General features: G+C 44.3%; 13 protein-coding genes. 5 read left to right on the forward strand and 8 right to left on the reverse strand.

What is annotated here, in order from left to right; genetic code table 11:
- Positions 1-144: 144 nt before the first annotated feature.
- Together uvrA and FK220_RS07545 are read left to right on the forward strand one after the other, a co-directional pair.
- Entirely contained in the window at positions 145-2934 is a 2790-nt protein-coding gene (uvrA, locus tag FK220_RS07540) for an excinuclease ABC subunit UvrA (RefSeq protein ID WP_152573708.1), read from the forward strand.
- 341 nt (positions 2935-3275) lie between these two features.
- Positions 3276-4508, forward strand: coding sequence for a hypothetical protein (locus tag FK220_RS07545; RefSeq protein WP_152573709.1), 1233 nt, complete (start codon positions 3276-3278; stop codon positions 4506-4508).
- A 273-nt stretch (positions 4509-4781) separates the two neighbouring features.
- On the opposite strand, the gene FK220_RS07550 is transcribed toward FK220_RS07545, so the two are convergent.
- Genes FK220_RS07550 through FK220_RS07560 form a run of 3 tightly spaced genes read right to left on the reverse strand, consistent with a single transcriptional unit; the run spans position 4782 to position 8831 of the window.
- Positions 4782-7091: an FdhF/YdeP family oxidoreductase gene (locus tag FK220_RS07550; RefSeq protein WP_152573710.1), complete on the reverse strand. Its 2310-nt coding sequence runs from the start codon at positions 7089-7091 to the stop codon at positions 4782-4784.
- Between the two features lie 16 nt (positions 7092-7107).
- Entirely contained in the window at positions 7108-7695 is a 588-nt protein-coding gene (locus FK220_RS07555; protein ID WP_152573711.1) for a FecR family protein, read from the reverse strand.
- Positions 7696-7742: 47 nt separating this feature from the next.
- A complete protein-coding gene (locus FK220_RS07560; protein WP_152573712.1) occupies positions 7743-8831 on the reverse strand; it encodes a Gfo/Idh/MocA family protein in 1089 nt (362 codons plus the stop codon).
- A 153-nt stretch (positions 8832-8984) separates the two neighbouring features.
- Between FK220_RS07560 and FK220_RS07565 the strand changes: the two genes are divergently transcribed.
- Positions 8985-9506, forward strand: a complete 522-nt coding sequence (locus FK220_RS07565; protein ID WP_152573713.1) for a 5' nucleotidase, NT5C type — start codon at positions 8985-8987, stop codon at positions 9504-9506.
- A 59-nt stretch (positions 9507-9565) separates the two neighbouring features.
- On the opposite strand, the gene FK220_RS07570 is transcribed toward FK220_RS07565, so the two are convergent.
- The 4 genes from FK220_RS07570 to FK220_RS07585 are packed head-to-tail and all read right to left on the reverse strand — an operon-like array spanning position 9566 to position 15046.
- Complete coding sequence (locus tag FK220_RS07570) at positions 9566-11023, reverse strand: oligosaccharide flippase family protein (protein WP_152573714.1); 1458 nt, start codon at positions 11021-11023, stop codon at positions 9566-9568.
- On the reverse strand, positions 11023-12294 hold the full coding sequence (locus FK220_RS07575; protein ID WP_152573715.1) for a glycosyltransferase family protein: 1272 nt from the start codon (positions 12292-12294) through the stop codon (positions 11023-11025). Before FK220_RS07575 ends, FK220_RS07570 begins: the two co-directional genes overlap by 1 nt.
- On the reverse strand, positions 12294-14738 hold the full coding sequence (locus tag FK220_RS07580; RefSeq protein WP_152573716.1) for a YfhO family protein: 2445 nt from the start codon (positions 14736-14738) through the stop codon (positions 12294-12296). The genes FK220_RS07575 and FK220_RS07580 overlap by 1 nt, the downstream gene beginning before the upstream one ends.
- A 44-nt stretch (positions 14739-14782) precedes the next feature.
- Positions 14783-15046 (reverse strand): DUF4834 family protein, encoded by a 264-nt coding sequence (locus tag FK220_RS07585; RefSeq protein WP_152573717.1) that lies wholly within the window; start codon positions 15044-15046, stop codon positions 14783-14785.
- Positions 15047-15209: 163 nt separating this feature from the next.
- Here FK220_RS07585 and FK220_RS07590 point away from each other — a divergent pair, with 163 nt between their 5' ends.
- Together FK220_RS07590 and FK220_RS07595 are read left to right on the forward strand one after the other, a co-directional pair.
- Positions 15210-16292 carry a transporter gene (locus FK220_RS07590; protein WP_152573718.1) on the forward strand — a complete coding sequence of 361 codons (1083 nt, stop codon included), beginning with the start codon at positions 15210-15212 and terminating at the stop codon, positions 16290-16292.
- A 101-nt stretch (positions 16293-16393) separates the two neighbouring features.
- Positions 16394-17515 carry a GTP cyclohydrolase gene (locus FK220_RS07595; protein ID WP_152573719.1) on the forward strand — a complete coding sequence of 374 codons (1122 nt, stop codon included), beginning with the start codon at positions 16394-16396 and terminating at the stop codon, positions 17513-17515.
- Positions 17516-17627: 112 nt separating this feature from the next.
- Here FK220_RS07595 and FK220_RS07600 read toward each other — a convergent pair whose 3' ends face one another.
- Entirely contained in the window at positions 17628-18887 is a 1260-nt protein-coding gene (locus tag FK220_RS07600) for an aminotransferase class I/II-fold pyridoxal phosphate-dependent enzyme (RefSeq protein WP_152573720.1), read from the reverse strand.
- Positions 18888-19016 lie beyond the last annotated feature (129 nt).

Consider the following 19016-nt stretch of genomic DNA (forward strand, 5'->3'; position numbering starts at 1 on the left):
TAACGTTTTGTTATGTTCAAATATAGAAAAAATTAAGTGGAACAAACAAATTTGTGCTGTAAGAAATATAAAATTACATAAGGTGCCGAGCACTGCTAGCTAAAAATTAGCGCTTGTCGTATCTTTGCCAATATTCAAAAAAACATGCCCGCAATTACAGAAGTAAACCCCAAGGAAAACATTATTATCAAGGGTGCCAAACTCCACAATTTAAAAAATATCGATGTTGTCATCCCTAGGAATAAACTCGTGGTAATTACAGGTTTGTCGGGTTCAGGCAAATCCAGTCTTGCCTTCGATACTTTATATGCCGAGGGGCAAAGAAGGTATGTAGAAAGTCTTTCATCATACGCCAGACAGTTTTTGGGCAAACTCGACAAACCAAAGGTGGATTATATAAAAGGTATCGCACCCGCTATCGCCATCGAACAAAAAGTAAATTCGACCAACCCCCGTTCTACGGTGGGCACCACCACTGAAATCTATGATTATCTAAAACTGTTGTACGCCCGTATCGGGAAGACCATCTCACCCATTTCCGGTAAGGAAGTTAAGAAACATTCGGTGACCGACGTCATCGAACATATAAAGGAATACGAGGCCGGAACCAAGCTGTTGCTATTGGCTCCCATTACGATAGATGAAAAACGAGACTCCCTGAAATCACTTCAGTTACTATCGAAACAAGGGTATGCGAGAATCAAATATCAGGGAGAAGTAATGCGGATAGATGCTGCGCCCCGGGATATCGGAAAGCAATTCTATCTGGTGGTCGATAGGATTATCACACAAGATGATGAGGATTTTTACAATCGCCTGGCCAACGCCGTCGACAGTGCCTTTTTTGAGGGCAAGGGTGAATGTATCATAGAGGAACTCTCCAACGAAAAACAGACATTTTTTAGTAACAGGTTCGAATTGGACGGCATGTCGTTCCCAGAGGCCAATGTTCACCTTTTTAGCTTCAACAACCCCTACGGCGCCTGTCCCAAATGCGAAGGTTATGGGGACGTCATTGGCATCGACGAAGATTTGGTGGTTCCGAATACCGCCTTATCCGTTTTTGAAAATGCCATTTTCCCATGGCGTGGCGAGAGCATGGGATGGTACCGTGACCAACTGGTTAACGCCGCCTACAAATTTGATTTCCCAATTCATAAACCGTGGTTTCAATTGACGGAAGAACAAAAGGAACTCGTTTGGAAAGGTAATGACCATTTCATCGGACTGGATAAATTTTTCTCCATGTTAGAGGAAAAAAGCTATAAAATCCAGAACCGGGTAATGCTGTCCAGATATCGCGGGAAGACCCGATGCAATCTTTGCAAAGGCAAGCGCTTGAGAAAAGAGGTCGGTTATGTTCAGGTCCATGGCAAATCGATTTCGGATTTGGTCGAATTATCCATCGAAAAACTGATTCATTTCTTTGGTGGGCTTACATTAAGTGCCCACGATGCAAAGATTGCGTCTCGTTTACTGAAAGAAATCAATACCCGACTCGGTTTTTTGAGCAAGGTAGGATTGGGATACTTGACCCTTAACCGAAAATCGAATACACTCTCCGGTGGGGAAAGTCAACGTATCAATCTGGCCACCTCTTTGGGCAGTAGTTTGGTAGGGAGTATGTACATCCTTGACGAACCCAGTATCGGACTTCATCCAAAGGATACCGAGAATTTAATCGAGGTACTCAAGTCTTTGAGGGATCTTGGCAATACCGTCATTGTGGTGGAACATGACGAAGATGTCATGAAAGCGGCCGACCAAGTTATCGATATTGGTCCAGAAGCCGGTACGCACGGTGGGGAAGTTGTTGCCACCGGAAGCTACGACGAGATACTCGCTTCCTCCTCACTTACGGCGAACTATTTGAATGGTTCTGAAGAAATCCCCGTTCCCAATACAAGAAGAACGTCTAAAAGTTTTATCGAGATCAAAGGTGCCCGGGAAAACAATCTGAAAAACATTGATGTCACCTTTCCTTTAAACATGCTCACCGTTATTACCGGGGTTTCCGGAAGTGGTAAAAGCACCCTAGTCAAAAAACTGCTATACCCTATCATCCTAAAGGAAGTCGGAGGATATGGGGAAAAGGCTGGGCAGTATACCGCTGTGGAAGGTAAATATCAGTCTATCAAGCACGTGGAATTTGTAGACCAAAATCCCATTGGGCGGTCCTCACGATCAAATCCTGTCACCTATATCAAGGCGTATGACGATATTAGAACCTTATTCGCTAACCAGAAGTTGAGTAAGATCAGGGCGTACCAAGCCAAACACTTCTCCTTTAATGTAGACGGGGGGCGTTGCGAAAAGTGTAAGGGGGAAGGCGAAATCACCGTGGAGATGCAGTTTATGGCCGATGTACATCTCGAATGTGACACTTGTGACGGTAAGCGCTTCAAAAAGGAGGTATTGGAAGTAACCTTCGAAGGGGCATCTATCGATGATGTATTAAATATGACTATTGATGACGCCATTTCGTTCTTTGAACAACATAAACAGACAAAAATTACCTCCAAACTAAAACCATTGCAAGATGTAGGGCTTGGATACGTTACCCTGGGACAATCGTCCTCGACCCTCTCCGGTGGGGAGGCGCAACGCATCAAATTGGCTTCCTTTCTGGTAAAGGGTACTACCAAGGACAAAGCACTGTTTATTTTTGATGAACCGACCACGGGACTTCATTTTCACGACATCAAAAAATTACTCAAGTCCTTCGATGCCCTCATTTCTAGTGGGCATTCCGTCATCGTAATCGAACATAACATAGAACTCATCAAGTGCGCCGACTATATTGTCGACCTGGGACTTGAGGGTGGTGAAAATGGCGGCCAACTGCTTGTACAAGGCACTCCAGAGGAACTGGCAAAGGACACTATTTCGCACACGGCCAAGTATTTAAGGGAAAAGCTGTCCCGATCGAATTAAATTCCCTGGTCAACAAATTAATGAAAAGGGAATCTCCCTCAAAGGTCGTTTTCGATTTTTTACGAATCTGTTAGGGTATTTTTTGCCCCACTAAGTCCATTTTTTACTACTGCAATATATAAAGTACAACACCTCCAAAAAAGCAGTATGTACTCTAAAACACCTATTGTTTATTTTTCATTGAACTATATGAGCTACCAGTTTTAATTTTATATTTATTTGATAATGAGATACTTATAATAAAAATAAATTTCTGGCACGCTGTTTGGTATATACTAATCGAATGCGAATAATTCCATTCAGAACCGCCCTGTCAAGTGGCAGGCTTAAAACCTTATATCATGAAAAAATTCGTACTCTTTTTTTCGGCCCTTATTTTAGGTACCAGTGGTATCATGGCCTCCAGTACAGTAGAAAATAAGGTTGCCGAACGCAATGCTTATCGATACAACAACTCTTTCATCTTTGTGGAAGAAGGCATTACGTTTTCAGTTTATCCAGATGGTGAGTTTGATTTCTATATCGATAATTATATTAGTGGTCGTAGAAACGGTGTTACGTTTAACTCCGGATTTGATTATAGTCCCTATGCCCAGTACGATGATTATGGTGCTGTAATTCAGGTAGAGAACGTACCTATCTTTTACGACTATTACGGCCGTGTCACCCAAATAGGAGGTGTGGATATTAACTATCGTAACGGTCGGGTTCGAAGACTGGGTGGTATGTATGTGTATTACAACAATCGTGGTTTCTACGATTACCACACCGGGTTCATCAACGTGTACAACAGGTTTTATGTGTACAGGCCGTTTCACGCCTTCTTTGCCAGACCTACTTTGGGATTCTGTTTAGTGTATAACAGACCATACAGAAGGTTTTACCGACCCTTCAGGTACACCTATTACAGGCCCTATCGATTTAATCATAGAAGGGCGTATGCCAAAATCGGAAGAGAACATCGATATAACAACGTACGACGTGAAAGAGCTTCGGTTTATAGAAATGACAAACGAGTTGCTTTACGGGACAATACCAGAAGGTCTTCCAACATAGGCCGTAGCAACAGAACCGTAGCCAGTAGCCGAAACGATAGAAAGGTTCGAAGTAGCAATTCGGTACGAAGGGACAATGCCATTCGGAGCAGAGGTGCAGCCAGAACGAACGATGCCGTACGCTCCAATCGTTCCTCGAACAACCGTATTGCCGGAAGAACCGCCGTGGATCGCAGCAAGCGAATCGAGAGCAGGAATATCGAAAAAGGAACCGTGCGTTCGAACAACGGAAATAGAACAGTTACCAAAAGGTCGTCTACGGTACGTTCGCCCAGACAGAATACCGTTTCCAAAAGAACGGTTACGCGAACCCCGAAGAAAACCACGGTAACCCGAAGCACAACCAAGTACAAAGCGCCTCAGCGCAGTACGAAACAACGTACGGTACGTTCTTCGGCCCCGAAGCAAAGTAGAAAGACGGTTTCTAGAAGTACTTCTAGCAGAAGGGTAAGCAAAGCCCCGGCAAGAAGCAGTAACAACACTAGGGCTACGAGATCAAGAAGTACTAGAAGACAGTAATAAAGAAATAAAGATAGTTTTTAGGTTGGTTAGTTGTTTACCTCCGTAGTGGATTCGTCCGCTGCGGAGGTTTTTTTTAATCATTCGTATATCCTCCCTGAAATGGGCCGAAGAGACTTTTCCCCTGCCCCGACGAAGTATTTGAGTATCGAGATTATTTAGGTAATTCTTATTCCAATATACCTACACTGATAATCAAATGGTCGATTGAACCACGACCGTCGTTTCGTAATCTACTCCATTCACGAGTGGCGCCCGGATTGGTTTGTCTATTTACTTCCCTACCGCCTTGACAACTTTGACTTTGACGGATTTACTGATGGGTGTCTTGCTCTTATCCGCATAGTGGTTAAAGGGAACGAGCACATTGGTTTCGGGGAAATAGGCTGCCAAATTAGTTCGAGGAATGTTGTATGGCACCACCAAAAAACGATTCGCAACACGCGGGGTACCGTCATAAGTGCTGATAATGTCTACGAGATCAAGCTTTTTCAAGTTATGTGCCCGAATATCCTCTTGGTTCATAAACAACACCCTTCTTTCATTATATACACCCCGATACCGATCATCAAGACCGTAAACAGTGGTATTGAACTGGTCGTGTGAGCGAATCGTCATCAGAATAAACTCATCTTTTTCAAGCCGATGGTCGGGTAATGGGTTGATCGTCAATTGTGCCCGTCCCTTCGGCAACATACTGAAATCAAGTTCCCGCACATTGTTCGGCAAATAGTAACCCACCCCTTTTGAACGTTCGTTGGTATTATCAAACCCTTTGGCCACCTTATCAATACTATTTCTAATAAGCTCATAGTTTTCACCCATAGCCTTCCAATCGACGGGATGCTTCCCTTCAAAATACGTGTGTGCCAATTCGGCAATCAATTCCGGTTCGCTCTTGATATTGTCGGAGGCGGGCTTTAAAAGTCCACGGGATTGCCGTACGCGGCCCATGCTGTCTTCCATGGTAAGGTACCTTAACGTCCCGTTTTTCGTGTCTTTTTCGGAACGTCCAAATGTGGGCAATATCAAGGCGGTTTCCCCTGTGACCAAATGAGTGCGGTTCAATTTAGTGCTGATCTGTACCGTCAAATTACAGTTTTGAAGCCCTTTGGCGGTATATTCCGTATCCGAAGCGGCCATCAGAAAGTTCCCCCCTAGACAGATAAACACCTTTGCCCTACCCTCGTACATGGCCTCCATTGCCCCTACGGTATCTACCCCTTCCTTGGAGGGGGGCACAAAACCTAAATGCTTCTCTATTTTTTTATTGAGGGTTTTGTTTACGTAATGCATGATACCCACACTCCGGTCGCCTTGTACGTTGCTATGACCCCGCACCGGACAGGTACCCGCATTCGGTTTCCCGATGGCACCTTTGAGCAATAAAAGGTTCACGAATTCCTGAATGTTCCGCACGCCATTTTTGTGTTGGGTAAGGCCCATGGCCCAACAGACCACGATGTTGGAGTTATTGGCCAAAAGTTCGACGGTTTCATCGATTTTGCTTTCGGCAACACCACAAGCGTCTAAAAGATATGCCTCCCGATAGTTATCGAGATCCGCAAGCAACGACTCGTAACCCGCTACATATTTTTCAATAAACGAATGATCAAAAACATTTCCTTTCTTGGCATCCAATGTAGCCAGCTTTTTTAGCAGTAGCTTTACCAACGGAATGTCCTGATTGATTTTTACCTGAAGATGAATATCGGCCATATCTTCCCCCGGCCCTATCATCCCTTTTAATTTCTGCGGATTTTTGAAGTTGACCAATCCGGTTTCTTCCAGTGGATTGATGCTGACAACCTTGCCGCCATTTTGTTTGCATTTTTCAAGGGCGGATAACATGCGGGGATGGTTTGTCCCGGGATTCTGTCCCGCCACTATGACGACCTCCGCTTCGTAGAGATCTTCCAACTTTATGGATCCCTTTCCAATACCCAGGGTTTCGGAAAGCGCTACCCCGCTCGATTCGTGGCACATGTTGGAACAGTCGGGCATATTGTTTGTGCCAAAGGCGCGGGCGAACATGCCGTAGAGGTAAGCGGCCTCGTTGCTCGAACGGCCCGAGGTATAGAAAATGGCCTCATCCGGGGAATTCAAGCCTTTCAAATGATCGGCGATCAATCGATAGGAGTCCTCCCAGGAGATGGCTTCATAATGCACTTGCCCCGGTCGTAACACCAAGGGTTCCGTAATGCGGCCAAACTTGTTTAACTGATAGTCGGTGAGTTGGGACAATTGCTCCACCGAATACTTTTTGAAGAAATCGCTGTCGATATGCTTGGTTGTGGCCTCATCGGCCAATGCTTTCGCCCCGTTTTCGCAATACTCGGCAATTTTGGAAGGATTTTCAGGATTGGGCCAAGCGCAGGAGGGGCAGTCGAAACCATCTTCCTGGTTCATTTCAAGTAAGGCCCTCATCGATCGTAGGACCCCCATTTCCTTAAAGCTATGCCTGAGGGCTTCCTTAACGCCTAAAGGCCCCGCAGAATGTGTCATTGGTTCCTCAATCCTGATTTTTGAAAATTCCTCGGAACCCCGAATAGAGACCTTTCTATAAAACACCTTGTCTTTCATCCTTTACATTGCCGTCCTAGTCTTTCAACTTCCTTAATTCTTTCCCGACCGTCTTGCCGGCTTTTTTAAATTCCTTTCCTATTTGCTTGGCAACCGGTTGTATCTCCTTGCCTATTTTCTTGAATTCCTTTTTTAGGGCCCTTGTCCATTTCCTATACTCTTGGTCCGATTTTACTGTACGTACCGCGTTCTCCCCTTCCTTATACACTGCTTTCATTCCATTTTTGACCTCGTTTTCATCAAATTCCGTCTTCAATTTCACCCAACCACTTTTCACATCCACTTCTAACTGGTCCGCAGCGGTTTTCACATTGAATTCGGTGCCCTTTACCCATACCGTTCCATTTTTGGTACTCACCACAAAATCCGATTCCCCTTTGGCCACTTCAAAAAAGGCCTCCCCTTCCAAGGTAACTTTCCTTGGTGTAAAGTTTTCATCATAGGAAAGTAAGGTATAGTGATTTACTAAAATCAAGGAGCCATCGGGCAGCGTGGTCGCTTCAAAATTATCCTGGGTCTGCACCTCGACTCCATCATCACTGCAGGAAGAGGCGAAAAGCAGCATTCCCCATAAAAAACCAATCGAGAGGTTCCTAAGATTCATATCAATACGATTCGAGCGTTCATAAAGCAATCTGGACGTTTATTGCGTCATATTTTTACGGTACAATTCTGGGCAGCCGATTTATAGATCGCCTCGACCACCCGAATGTCCCTTAGCCCTTCTTCTCCGGGAACCAGCAATGGGGTTTTGTTCATAATCGCGGCAGCGTCCTCATCCATCTGCTTGGCCTGCTGGCTTTTCAACGGAAAATTGATGATGGTCCCATCGGACATACTTCCCTTGTTCCCTCCATAGGAAGAGTGGGGTTCCATCTTAAGCCATCCCCTGTCATAATTCACTTGCAGATAGTTCATACGAATTCCAAAACTGGTATGGCAAGCGGCGAGGGCACCGCTTGGGAATTCCAATTGGAACAACATCGTTTCCTCAACCTCATGATAAATTTCGGGTCTTGTAGTCGATGCCTGGGCTGAAACCGAAATGGGCTCCTCCCCGGTCGCCAATCGGGCCCCTTGCAGGGCATAGACCCCCATATCGCCCATGACCCCACCGCCCATATTTTTCTTCTGTTTCCAGTGGTCGGACCTACCATCAAAATAGCCCGCTGCAGAGGCAATCATTTTTACCGGACCAAAGGGCTTTTCCCTGGCGACTTTCATATAGGCCTGGATGTTGGGATCGTGTTGACAGCGGTAGCCGATGGCCAACTTTACCTTATTATTCGCGCACTCCTTGATCATCGCCTCACAATCGGCCACCGAGGGTGCCATGGGTTTTTCGCACCATACGTGTTTTCCTGCCCTGGCGGCCCTTATGGTATACTCGGCATGCATAGAGGGCGGAAGTACCACGTAGACTACGTCGATATCCGGATTATTGGCGATCGTTCCAAAATTTTGATAGTCATACACGTTACCATCCTTGATGCCATACTTCTGCTGCCATACCGGAATTTTATCCGGGCTACCTGTAACAATACCCCGAAGTTCACAGTTTTGGGTCAATTGCAACGCCGGGGCCAACACATCGGTGCTATAATAGCCCAGGCCCACCAAGGCGACACCTAACTTTTTATTTAGGTGTCTTTTAGACGAGAGTAGTATACCGGGGGCTATAGCGGCAGTGGCAGCCAACATGCCTGTTCTTATCATGAATTTTCTTCTCTGTGTTCCCATCCTTTACTGTTGAGGTTTTAAATTACGACAAGAAGGGGAATAAATCAATTATCCGTTATGAAAACGTTCATAACAGGTCGTCATCCCCTTGTTTAAAATGGATTGCTTTGCATTTCACGATTTATTGTCTTTCTTCGCTTAAATTTAATCGCTATGACCTTATTTATCGACATGGATGAAGTGATTGCCGACACTTATATGGCCCACATTGAAATTTACAACAAAGACTTCGATGGCTCTTTGACCGTTGAGGAGTGTATGGGCAAGGAAGTTTGGCAATGCGTACCGGAAGAACATCAAAAAAGTGTTCGTGACCATGCCAAGCAGGAGGGTTTTTTCATCAATCTAAAACCCATAAAGGATAGTAAGGAAGTTCTACAGGCTCTACATGAAAAATACGCGCTTTTCATCGCGTCGGCCGCCATGCAATTCCCCAATTCCCTTAGGGAAAAATCACAGTGGTTAGACGAGCATTTTCCCTTTATCCATTGGAAAAACCGGATACTTTGTGGTAATAAACATATCTTGAAAGGTGACCTTTTGATAGATGATAGAAGTTATAATTTGGATAGCTTCGATGGAGACACCCTTTTATTCACCTCTCCCCACAACATTCATAGTAATGGCCACCCAAGGGCCAAAAACTGGTTGGAGGTTGCAGATAAGCTGCTATGAGGAAGTACGCCGAGATAGAACCGAAGTAGGGATTCGAGGAAACAAAACCGGATGCCCCATTAGTTTTTCTTGAAAAACTTGGAAATAACCCCAAACACGTCCTCGGAAATGCGTAGGCGATACAAAACCCCTGTATACAACAAGATCATCAAAATAGCCTTGAGGCCAATATTAATGATTGCATGAAAAGGAAACCGCACGTAATAAAAAATCGCAGCGGTCACCAGTAAAAGGGCAAAAACTTTCAAGGTATCGTTGGAGAAAGGCAGAAGGCCGTATTTCCATCTCACGAAAAGAAGTTTTATGAGGTTGTAAATCAAAAATGCGGAAAAACTGGCAATCGCGGCTCCTTTAAGCCCGTAGGCAGGAATCAGCCATAGGTTGAAAAGCACCGTCAACACCGCGAGCCCGACACCCATGAAAAGCACTGCTTGAAAGTAATCCGAATTGTATAGAATAGAATTATTGTTTCCCATTATGGCATCGGAGACCTTTGCCATTCCAATCCAAAATACAATTACCAGTCCGCCCCGATAGCTTTCCGGTAACAAGGTATACAAATCGTTCAGGTTTAGTAGAAGCAGTACAAACAAAAAACCGCAGATAAGGAACAGGGTGAGGGAGCTTTTCCGATACAATTGTTTCAAGGCACCCATGTCGTTTTCATTCAACAGTTTGGCCGTCAAAGGATACGTGATTTGATGCATGGCCCGAGTAGGGACTCCTACGGCCGACGCCATAAAGCCGGCAACACTATAATACGCTACGTTCTCTATCCGGATGTACTGGTTGAGCATCACCTTATCAACTTCCAGCAGCACGATTGCAGTAGACCCTCCTAAAATGATGAGGGCGCTGTAGGTCAAAATCTTACCCATATTTGTGGGGAAATTGAAAGATAGCTTCGGCATTCGCAAACGAAAGGCAGATAGTTTCATAAAAATCGTTCGTGCCAAATAGAGCCCGACCAGTGACTTGATAAAGAAATCGACTGTGATGAGATCAAAATAGAGCAGTACCAACAGAAGGGTCTGACCAAGACGACAAAAGAGCTCTTTCATAAAATTCCCAAAAACCGATTTCATGTGAATACGGGCCCAGGCGTAGAATACCTCAAAATAAGCCATGGCCATTCCAATGAGAAAAATATACCAGACATAATCCTTTACCACCGGATTTTCACGGGCCAAAAAATTGCCTATGGCCTCGTTGGCCAAAAATGAAACCAAGGCCATCGGTACGATCAGGACCAATGGTAAGAGCAGCATCAGGGTAAGGAACCCCTCTTGTTTTTTAGGGTCGTTAAAACCACTGTAAAACTTAACCAAGGTGTTGGGAACACCGAAAGCCAAGAGTGGCATTAGGATAGTAGAGGCCGATAAAATAACCTGTATAAGGCCATAATATTCATCCGCCATGAAATTAGTATACAGGAATAAGACATTGATGGCACCGATACCAAAACCCAGATAGGTAACGATCGTATTGTTCATCGATTGTCGAAATACGATTCCCATTATAACAGTTTGGTGAGTTCTTCGGTCAATGCCTTTCGACTATAGCGCTCAATATGCTTCCCCTCAACATACAGGCTTCCCTTTTTATAGGCCTTGTACCATTCCAATACCAAGGCTTTAAGTCCTGATCGCTCTTGATAATCGAATGCCTGACCTGTTTGGGTTTCCTCAATAAGCCTACTCGCTTCCCATCCTTCGGGGCCCAAGGCCAAAATAGGCCTTCTGGCCGCCATATATTCAAATAGCTTTCCTGGAACGATACCTTTGGTCTCAATGGAGTCGATTTCAACTAAGAGCAATACCTGTGACCGTTGCTGTCGGCGAAGTGCTTCGGCGTGGGACAGATAGCCCCTCATTTTGATATACGGCGCCAATTCATAGCGATATAGGGTATCCAGCACATCTTTACTGACTACTCCTATAAAATCCAATTGTAGGTCTGCCCTGAAAAGTTCATTCTCGGCACATATGTCGGAAAGTACTTTCCAAAGGTTTTTAGGATTTCTTCCTGTAAGCAATGAACCGATATGCGATATCGTGAATCGTTCATCCAAATTAGCGCCCCCTATATAATCCGAATCGTAGCCATTGGTGATCACGGTAATTGGTTGTTTGGTAATTCCCTCGAATTCCTTTTTGGTGGTGCGACTCGTAACTATGAGCTGATTCGCGTGGTTCAGCACTAAACGCTCTAGTTCTTCGTGTTTTTGTTGTGACGATTTCGTAAGTCGAAGTTTCTTGTGGTATCCTATGGATGTCCATGGGTCACGAAAATCCGCCAGCCATTTGATGTTATGAAGCTGCTTCAGCTGATATCCTATCAAATGAACGCTATGGGGCGGACCGGTGGTGATGAGGGTATCTATGGATTCTTTCCCCAACAATTCCGATAAAAAACCAACCGACGGTTTTATCCAATATTTTCGTGCGTCGGGGATAAAGAGATTACCACGTACCCATAGCATGATTTTTTCCAGTGTTGACTGGTTCTTGACCTGAATAATGCCAGAACTAATTCGTTTGGTTTTTTTCGAGGACAAAAAACCAGCGGCGCGGTAGGGTTCAAAGATCGGTTGTTTATAAATGGTTAAACCTTGGGGGACTTGATCGACTAGGGAAGCGTCTTGGATGGGATAATGGGCGTTCTCGGGAATGTACACAAACGGTTCTACCCCAAAGTCACTTAAATACTTTACAAATTTCAACCACCGCTGTACCCCCGGACCACCAGCAGGGGGCCAGTAATACGTGATGATGAGTACCTTTTTCATCAAGCTTGGGGTTTTCCCCCTTTTTCCTTTGACCTCCAAAATGAATATCCTATGCCGGCCAAAGCTATTAGTCCCAACAATATGGAGCTGGCCAAGGTAATTTTGCTTCCCGTCTCAACTACTTCAGGCTCGAATTTAAACTCAATGGTATGGGTTCCTTCAGGAACTTCTAAGGCCCGAAGTACATAATTGACTTTAAAATGCTCCTGCCGCCTACCATCGATGTACGCGTTCCAACCATTGGCATAGTACATTTCGGAGAAAACCGCAATGCCTGCATTTGCATTCTTGGACGTATAGGTAAGATGATTGGGCTGGTAGTCGGTCAAGTTTATTGTTGCCGTACTGTCTACCTGAAAGTTAAACCGATTAATGTTGGTGAACTTTTGAGTATTTACTACCGCTTCCCTCTTAGTGTCCAAATTCGCGAGTTCCTTGATTTCCCCGTCGGCGCTGTTCACTTCAATTAATTTATCTACAAACCATGCATTCCCGTTCGCTTCCGGATTAACGGCAGGGTAGTTCCTACCCTCTTCATCCTGTTGTACCACATACTTTACGTTCAACATATTCAAAACGCCCATGTTTCCCTTAAAGATATAAAAGTAGAATAGGTCTTGCATCCCTGCGGGCTTCGCGGCGTGATATCCGGTAATCGACTGGTGAAAATAAGAGGTGCCTGCCGAATCCCACCCTTCGGCAGGATTGTATACCCGGAAAACGCCGTCGTCCTGCAGGATTCGCTTATGTAAGGCAGTCTCCGTAAACGGTTGGGACATCTGCCTTTTATTTACAAAACTGTCTTTGTTCACATAGCGTAGGTTAACCCCGACCAAATCGAACACAATGAGTGCCCCTAGGGCAATAATGACCACATTCTGCTTTAGTTTTTCTTTGAGATACAACCATAGCAGTCCGGCGGTTAGCAACACATAAAGGAACGATCGGAAAAGATCGGCATTGTAGACAGCCTTGCGATCCAAAACAATCAAGGAGTACAACTCATTTCCATAGTTGTCGGCAAACATTCGATCTCTCGGACCTTCAAAAGAAAACATCCCCTTGACAAGAAACAAGGCAGCTACGAGTCCCAAAACAGCATAGGAGGCGATTTTGACCGCTTTCATTTTGTCTTTTTTTGGGATGGAGGCATTGAAAATCGACCCCAATGCCAGAACTCCCAGTATCGGCGCGCATAGTTCCAGGATGACCTGAATCGAAGATACTGCCCTAAACTTGTCGTACAACGGGAAATAGTCGATCATAAAATCGGTCAAAAGACTGAAATTTTTTCCCCACGAAAGCATTAACGACATCAACACGCCCCCAAGCAACCACCACTTTGCCCGACCTTTGACCAAAATCAAGCCCAAAATGAACAAGAAAAAGACGATGGCCCCGATATAGGCCGGGCCGGAAGTTCCGGGTTGGTCTCCCCAATAGGTCGGCACCTGACCGGCGAACTCAAGTGCCCGGTTGCGCGGCAATCCCTGATCGATTAAAAAATCATACGCTTTGGAGTCCTCCCCTAAGTCCTCAAAGGTAGCTCCGCCGAATAGTCGGGGTACAAATAGATTTAAGGACTCTGCAATACCATAGCTCCATTGCGTGATATATTCTCGGTCGAGACCTTCGGTGTTTTGCTTTGGTGATCCGTCCGGGTTGATGGTTAACTCCGACTTGCCCCTTGTGCTCCAATCCGCGTACTCTTTGGTCGCCATTAAGCCTGTTGCGTTTGCGGAAATACCGAGGGTAACCGCTAATAGAAGGATTCCAACAGAAATGCCGAAATGTTTCAGTTGTTTATTTCGAATAGCGTCTACCAAATAGGCTACACCGAGAATAAGGACCAGCAACATGAAATAATAGGTCATCTGATAATGATTTGCCCTGATTTCCAAAGCCATTGCAATAGCTGTCAAAACAAATCCCCAGAGGTATTTTTTTCTAAAAGTCAATACAATACCCCCCAAAAGCAAAGGTAAGTAGCCAATGGCGTGGGCTTTTGCGTTATGGCCGGCTCCAAAAATAATGATCAAATACGTTGAAAAACCAAACGCCAAAGCACCGAGTATTGCCAGACGATAATCTACCTTTAGGCAACACAAGAGAATATAAAAGCCAATAAAATATAAAAAGAGATAATCGGCCGGCCTCGGAAGAAAACGGATCAGGTTATCCAGTTTCTTAATGTAGTCATGGGGATAGTAGGCCCCCAGTTGATAGGTCGGCATGCCCCCGAAGGCACTATTGGTCCAGTAGGGTTCCTCCCCAGTTCTTTTTCTAAAATCGTTTTGTTCCTTTGCCATGCCCGTATACTGGACGATATCGGGTTGATTCAGAACCTTTCCGCCTAGCACTGGATGAAAGTAGGCCAAGGCGACAATGACAAAAAAAACGGCTGCAAAAAAATGAACAAAGAACGCTTTTAAACCGGTTTTCATAGGTTTTTTTAAGGTAGTTGGTTAGGTGAGTTCTACAAAAGCAATCAATCGATTTCCTCGAAGTCGATATATTCCCCAACGTCTTGGGAGGAATCCTTTTTCCTTGTTTTCTTCTTTTCTATGATAATGTCACCTTGCTGTTCCCCGTTTGCGGAATTAAAATCGGCAAACTCCCCAAAACGCTCCCGAAAATGCTCTTCGGTCTTTTTGGCGGCATACCCGAATATTTTTGGTGCAAACATGCGTACCAAAATCTTGAAAAGGTAATAAACCAGCAAGATGATCAGTAGTGTCTTTAAAAAAGCCATAATATTTTCCCTTTAATATATCAAAAGTACGATTCTCACGTTTTAAACATAAGGCAAAAGTCTTAAAAATATAATAAAACCAGGTATAGCGGGCCGTCAGCAGATTCCCCGCATACATTTTCGATAGTTTTCGAACCGGTTGCCAAACAATAGTCTCAAAGTAATGAAGAAAGTAATTCGTCTATTTCTTGTTGTTCTTCCCTTTATAGGATTTGCACAATATACCGATGTCATCAACTCGAACCGACCAGGGCTTTCAGTAAGTGCCTACGCAGTAGGCAAGAACGTGATACAGTTAGAGGCGGGAGTTTTATTCGAACAACGGGATCATTCACTTTTGAATACCCAGAGCAACATATTCGGCGGAGATATCTCATTGCGGTACGGACTGCTATTCGAGCAATTGGAGATTAACTGGGAGGGTACCTTTCAAAATCAAAATATCACCTACGGAAACCTAGGTTTCAGCGATAACCTTACGGATTTTTCGAGAAATAGGCTTGGTCTTAAATATTTAATCTATGACCATTACAAGAATCCGGAACGGAACAAACCCAATTTATATAGCTGGAAGGCCAATTACGGTTTCAAGTGGAAAAACTTGATTCCCTCCATATCCATTTATGGAGGTACTACCCTTAATTTAGGGGATAATCCATTTTATGTCGGGGATCCCACTGTAACCTATAGGGCTATGGTCGCCACCCAGAGTAGACTCACGCCACGATTCGTTTTAATATCGAACATCGCCTATGACCGGATAAGTAGTGATTTCCCCGAGCTTAGCTATTTGATTTCCCTTTCCCATGGTTTTCGGAACCCAAAGTGGAGCATCTTCGTAGAACATCAAGGTATTGACAGCGATCGATATTCGGACCTACTTTTACGGGGAGGGGTGGCACACCTGTTCACCGACCATTTTCAGGCAGACATTCATCTGGGTGCCAGTTTCAAAAATACCCCGTCCAGAATATTTGTATCGGCGGGAGGGTCCTACCGTTTGGATTTTCATAAGGACAAGGTTATTTCCATCGATGAGCAAAAGGCTGGTGAAAATGGTGGTTCCATCAAGAGGAACTCCATGAAGAAAAAGACAAAGAACGAAAGGAAAAAAGCAAAAAAAGATGGTTCCGGTGCGGAGGATATTGATTTGGGACCATCCAAAAAACAACTTCGGAAATTGAGGAAAGAAGAGCGAAAGAAACTAAAGAATCAAAAGAAAGACAACGGGGCCATCGATTTTTAATAGTACCCTTTCAAAAATATCATAAACTTCCCCAAAATTGGCAAAGCTAATTTCATGCTCTTGCCAAATATCGCTAATATTGACCAGAGAAATTCTATTCAATGGTCACCCTAAAAGAAGCTATTACCAAATCGGATTTAAAGACGTTTGTAAAGTTTCCGTTTTCCTTATATAAAGATTCCCCTTATTGGGTACCGCCGATTATCTCGGACGAGGTACAAACATTCGACAAGACTGTAAATCCCGCATTCAAGAATGCGGATGCGTGGTTTTTTCTGGCTTATAAAGACGGGGTATTGGCAGGACGTATCGTGGCCATCATCAACTGGGTCGAAGTAAAGGAACAACAAGTCGCAAAAATGCGTTTTGGTTGGTTTGATTTTATCGATGACACCGAAGTGTCCGAAGCGTTATTGAACAAAGTGATCGAGCTTGGAAAACGGCATCGGCTCGCTTTTGTGGAAGGTCCGGTAGGATTCACAAATTTAGACAAAGCCGGAGTACTTACGGAAGGATTCAACCATATCGGAAGCATGGTAACTTGGTACAACCACGCCTATTATGTAAAGCATTATGAACGCCTGGGATTTAAAAAGGAAAAAGGATATGTCGAAAATAAATTCCCCAAAAGCAACGCGGATCCGGCCCTTTTTACAAAAATGAACAATTTGATTAAAAAGCGATATAAGCTTAGGGAAATCAATTTTACAAAGACCAAAGAGGTATTGTCGATGGCAGATCAAATGTTCGACCTTTTTAATGAGACCTATGCCAAATTGCCTACCTTCATTCCCATTTCCGATATACAGAAAGAATATTTTAAGAAGAAATACCTAAGTCTAATCAATCCGGAGTACATCAAGTTCATAGCCGATGAGCAGAACAAGCTCATCGCCTTCGCCATAGTGATGCCATCGTTCTCAAAAGCACTGCAAAAGGCAAAGGGAAAATTGTTTCCATTCGGTTTCTATCATCTCTTAAAGGCCAAAAAATACAATAAAGACGTCTATTTTTATCTGATCGGTATTCATCCCAATTATCAGCACAAAGGCGTTACCGCCATTATCTTCAACGAGTACTACAAAACCTTTTCGGAAAAAAATATCGAAATTTGCTACCGAACCCCTGAGTTAGAGGAAAATTTGGCCATCCGCCAGATGTGGAAACATTTTAATCCCGTCATTTATAAGCGACGGGCCACCTACAGGAAGGATTTGGGATAATTTTTTTCATCCTGACAAACATGCAGAAATTTCAAATTCCACCACAACGAAAGTCGTGATGGAATCTGTAATTATCCCTTTCTAAAAAAACATAACTTTCGTTGGCCTTCGTTTATTCTCCCATTGCGGCTGCAACTGCGGCTGAAAGTCTTTTGTAGGTACCATTGACCAATCGTTCCCGAATAGCGGAGAACGCATCAAGCGTCTCTTTGATATCTTCCATGGTATGGGTTGCGGTCGGAATCATCCTTAGTAGAATCAATCCTTTAGGTATCACTGGGTAAACCACTATAGAACAAAATATTCCAAAATTTTCCCGAAGATCCTTTACGAGCGCCATCGCTTCGGGTATACTTCCGTTCAAATAAACAGGAGTCACGCAGCTTGACGTAGTACCGATATCAAATCCCCGGTCTTTCAGTCCGTTCTGCAAGGCATTGACATTTTCCCAAAGCTTTGCCTTCAGCTCGGGTTGGTTGCGCAACATGTCCAACCGTTTCAACGCGCCCTTTACGTAAATCATCGGTAGTGATTTTGCAAACATCTGCGAACGAAGGTTGTATTTTAAGTAATCGATGATTTCTTTATCCGCGGCCAAAAAGGCACCGATACTGGCCATTGACTTGGCAAAGGTCGCAAAGTACACGTCGATATCGTCCTGAATACCCTGCTCCTCACCTGCTCCGGCACCTGTTTTGCCAAGGGTCCCAAAACCGTGGGCGTCATCGACCAAAAGTCTAAAATTGTATTTTTTCTTTAGGGCCACGATTTCTTTTAGCTTGCCTTGCTCCCCGCGCATGCCAAAAACCCCTTCTGAAATGACAAGAATACCACCTCCGGTCGTTTCCGCCATTTTTGTGGCACGTTCCAAGTTTTTCTCAAGGCTTTCAATATCGTTGTGCTTAAACGTAAAACGTTTTCCCATATGAAGTCGTACCCCATCAATGATACAGGCGTGCGAGTCAACGTCGTAGACGATAATATCATCTTTTGAGACCAAGGCATCGATAGCCGACATGATTCCTTGGTAACCGAAATTGAGTAAATAGGCGGATTCCTTTTGTACAAAATCGGCCAATTCCTGCTCTAGTTGCTCATGATACTTGGTATGGCCACTCATCATTCTTGCGCCCATGGGATAGGCAGCTCCGTACTCCGCGGCAGCTTCACTATCCACTTTCTTGATTTCCGGTAGGTTGGCCATTCCCAGATAATCATTGATGCTCCATGTAATCACATCCTTGCCCTGAAATTTCATCCTATTGGAGATGGGACCTTCCAACTTCGGGAAAACGAAATAGCCTTCCGCCTGGGAAGCCCATTTTCCCAAAGGGCCTTTATTTTCAATGATTCTGTCGAATAAATCTCTCATCCGTTGGTTTTATTTTGTGCAAAAATAGCTAATTTTCAGATAGTTTTAACAGGCGGTCGCCCGAGTTTTTGAACAGCACGTTGTGAACAACAACATAGCAATGACAGATTGCCACTGCTTTTGAAGTAA

This window comes from Pelagihabitans pacificus, assembly GCF_009371985.2.
GTDB classification, from domain to species: domain Bacteria; phylum Bacteroidota; class Bacteroidia; order Flavobacteriales; family Flavobacteriaceae; genus Pelagihabitans; species Pelagihabitans pacificus.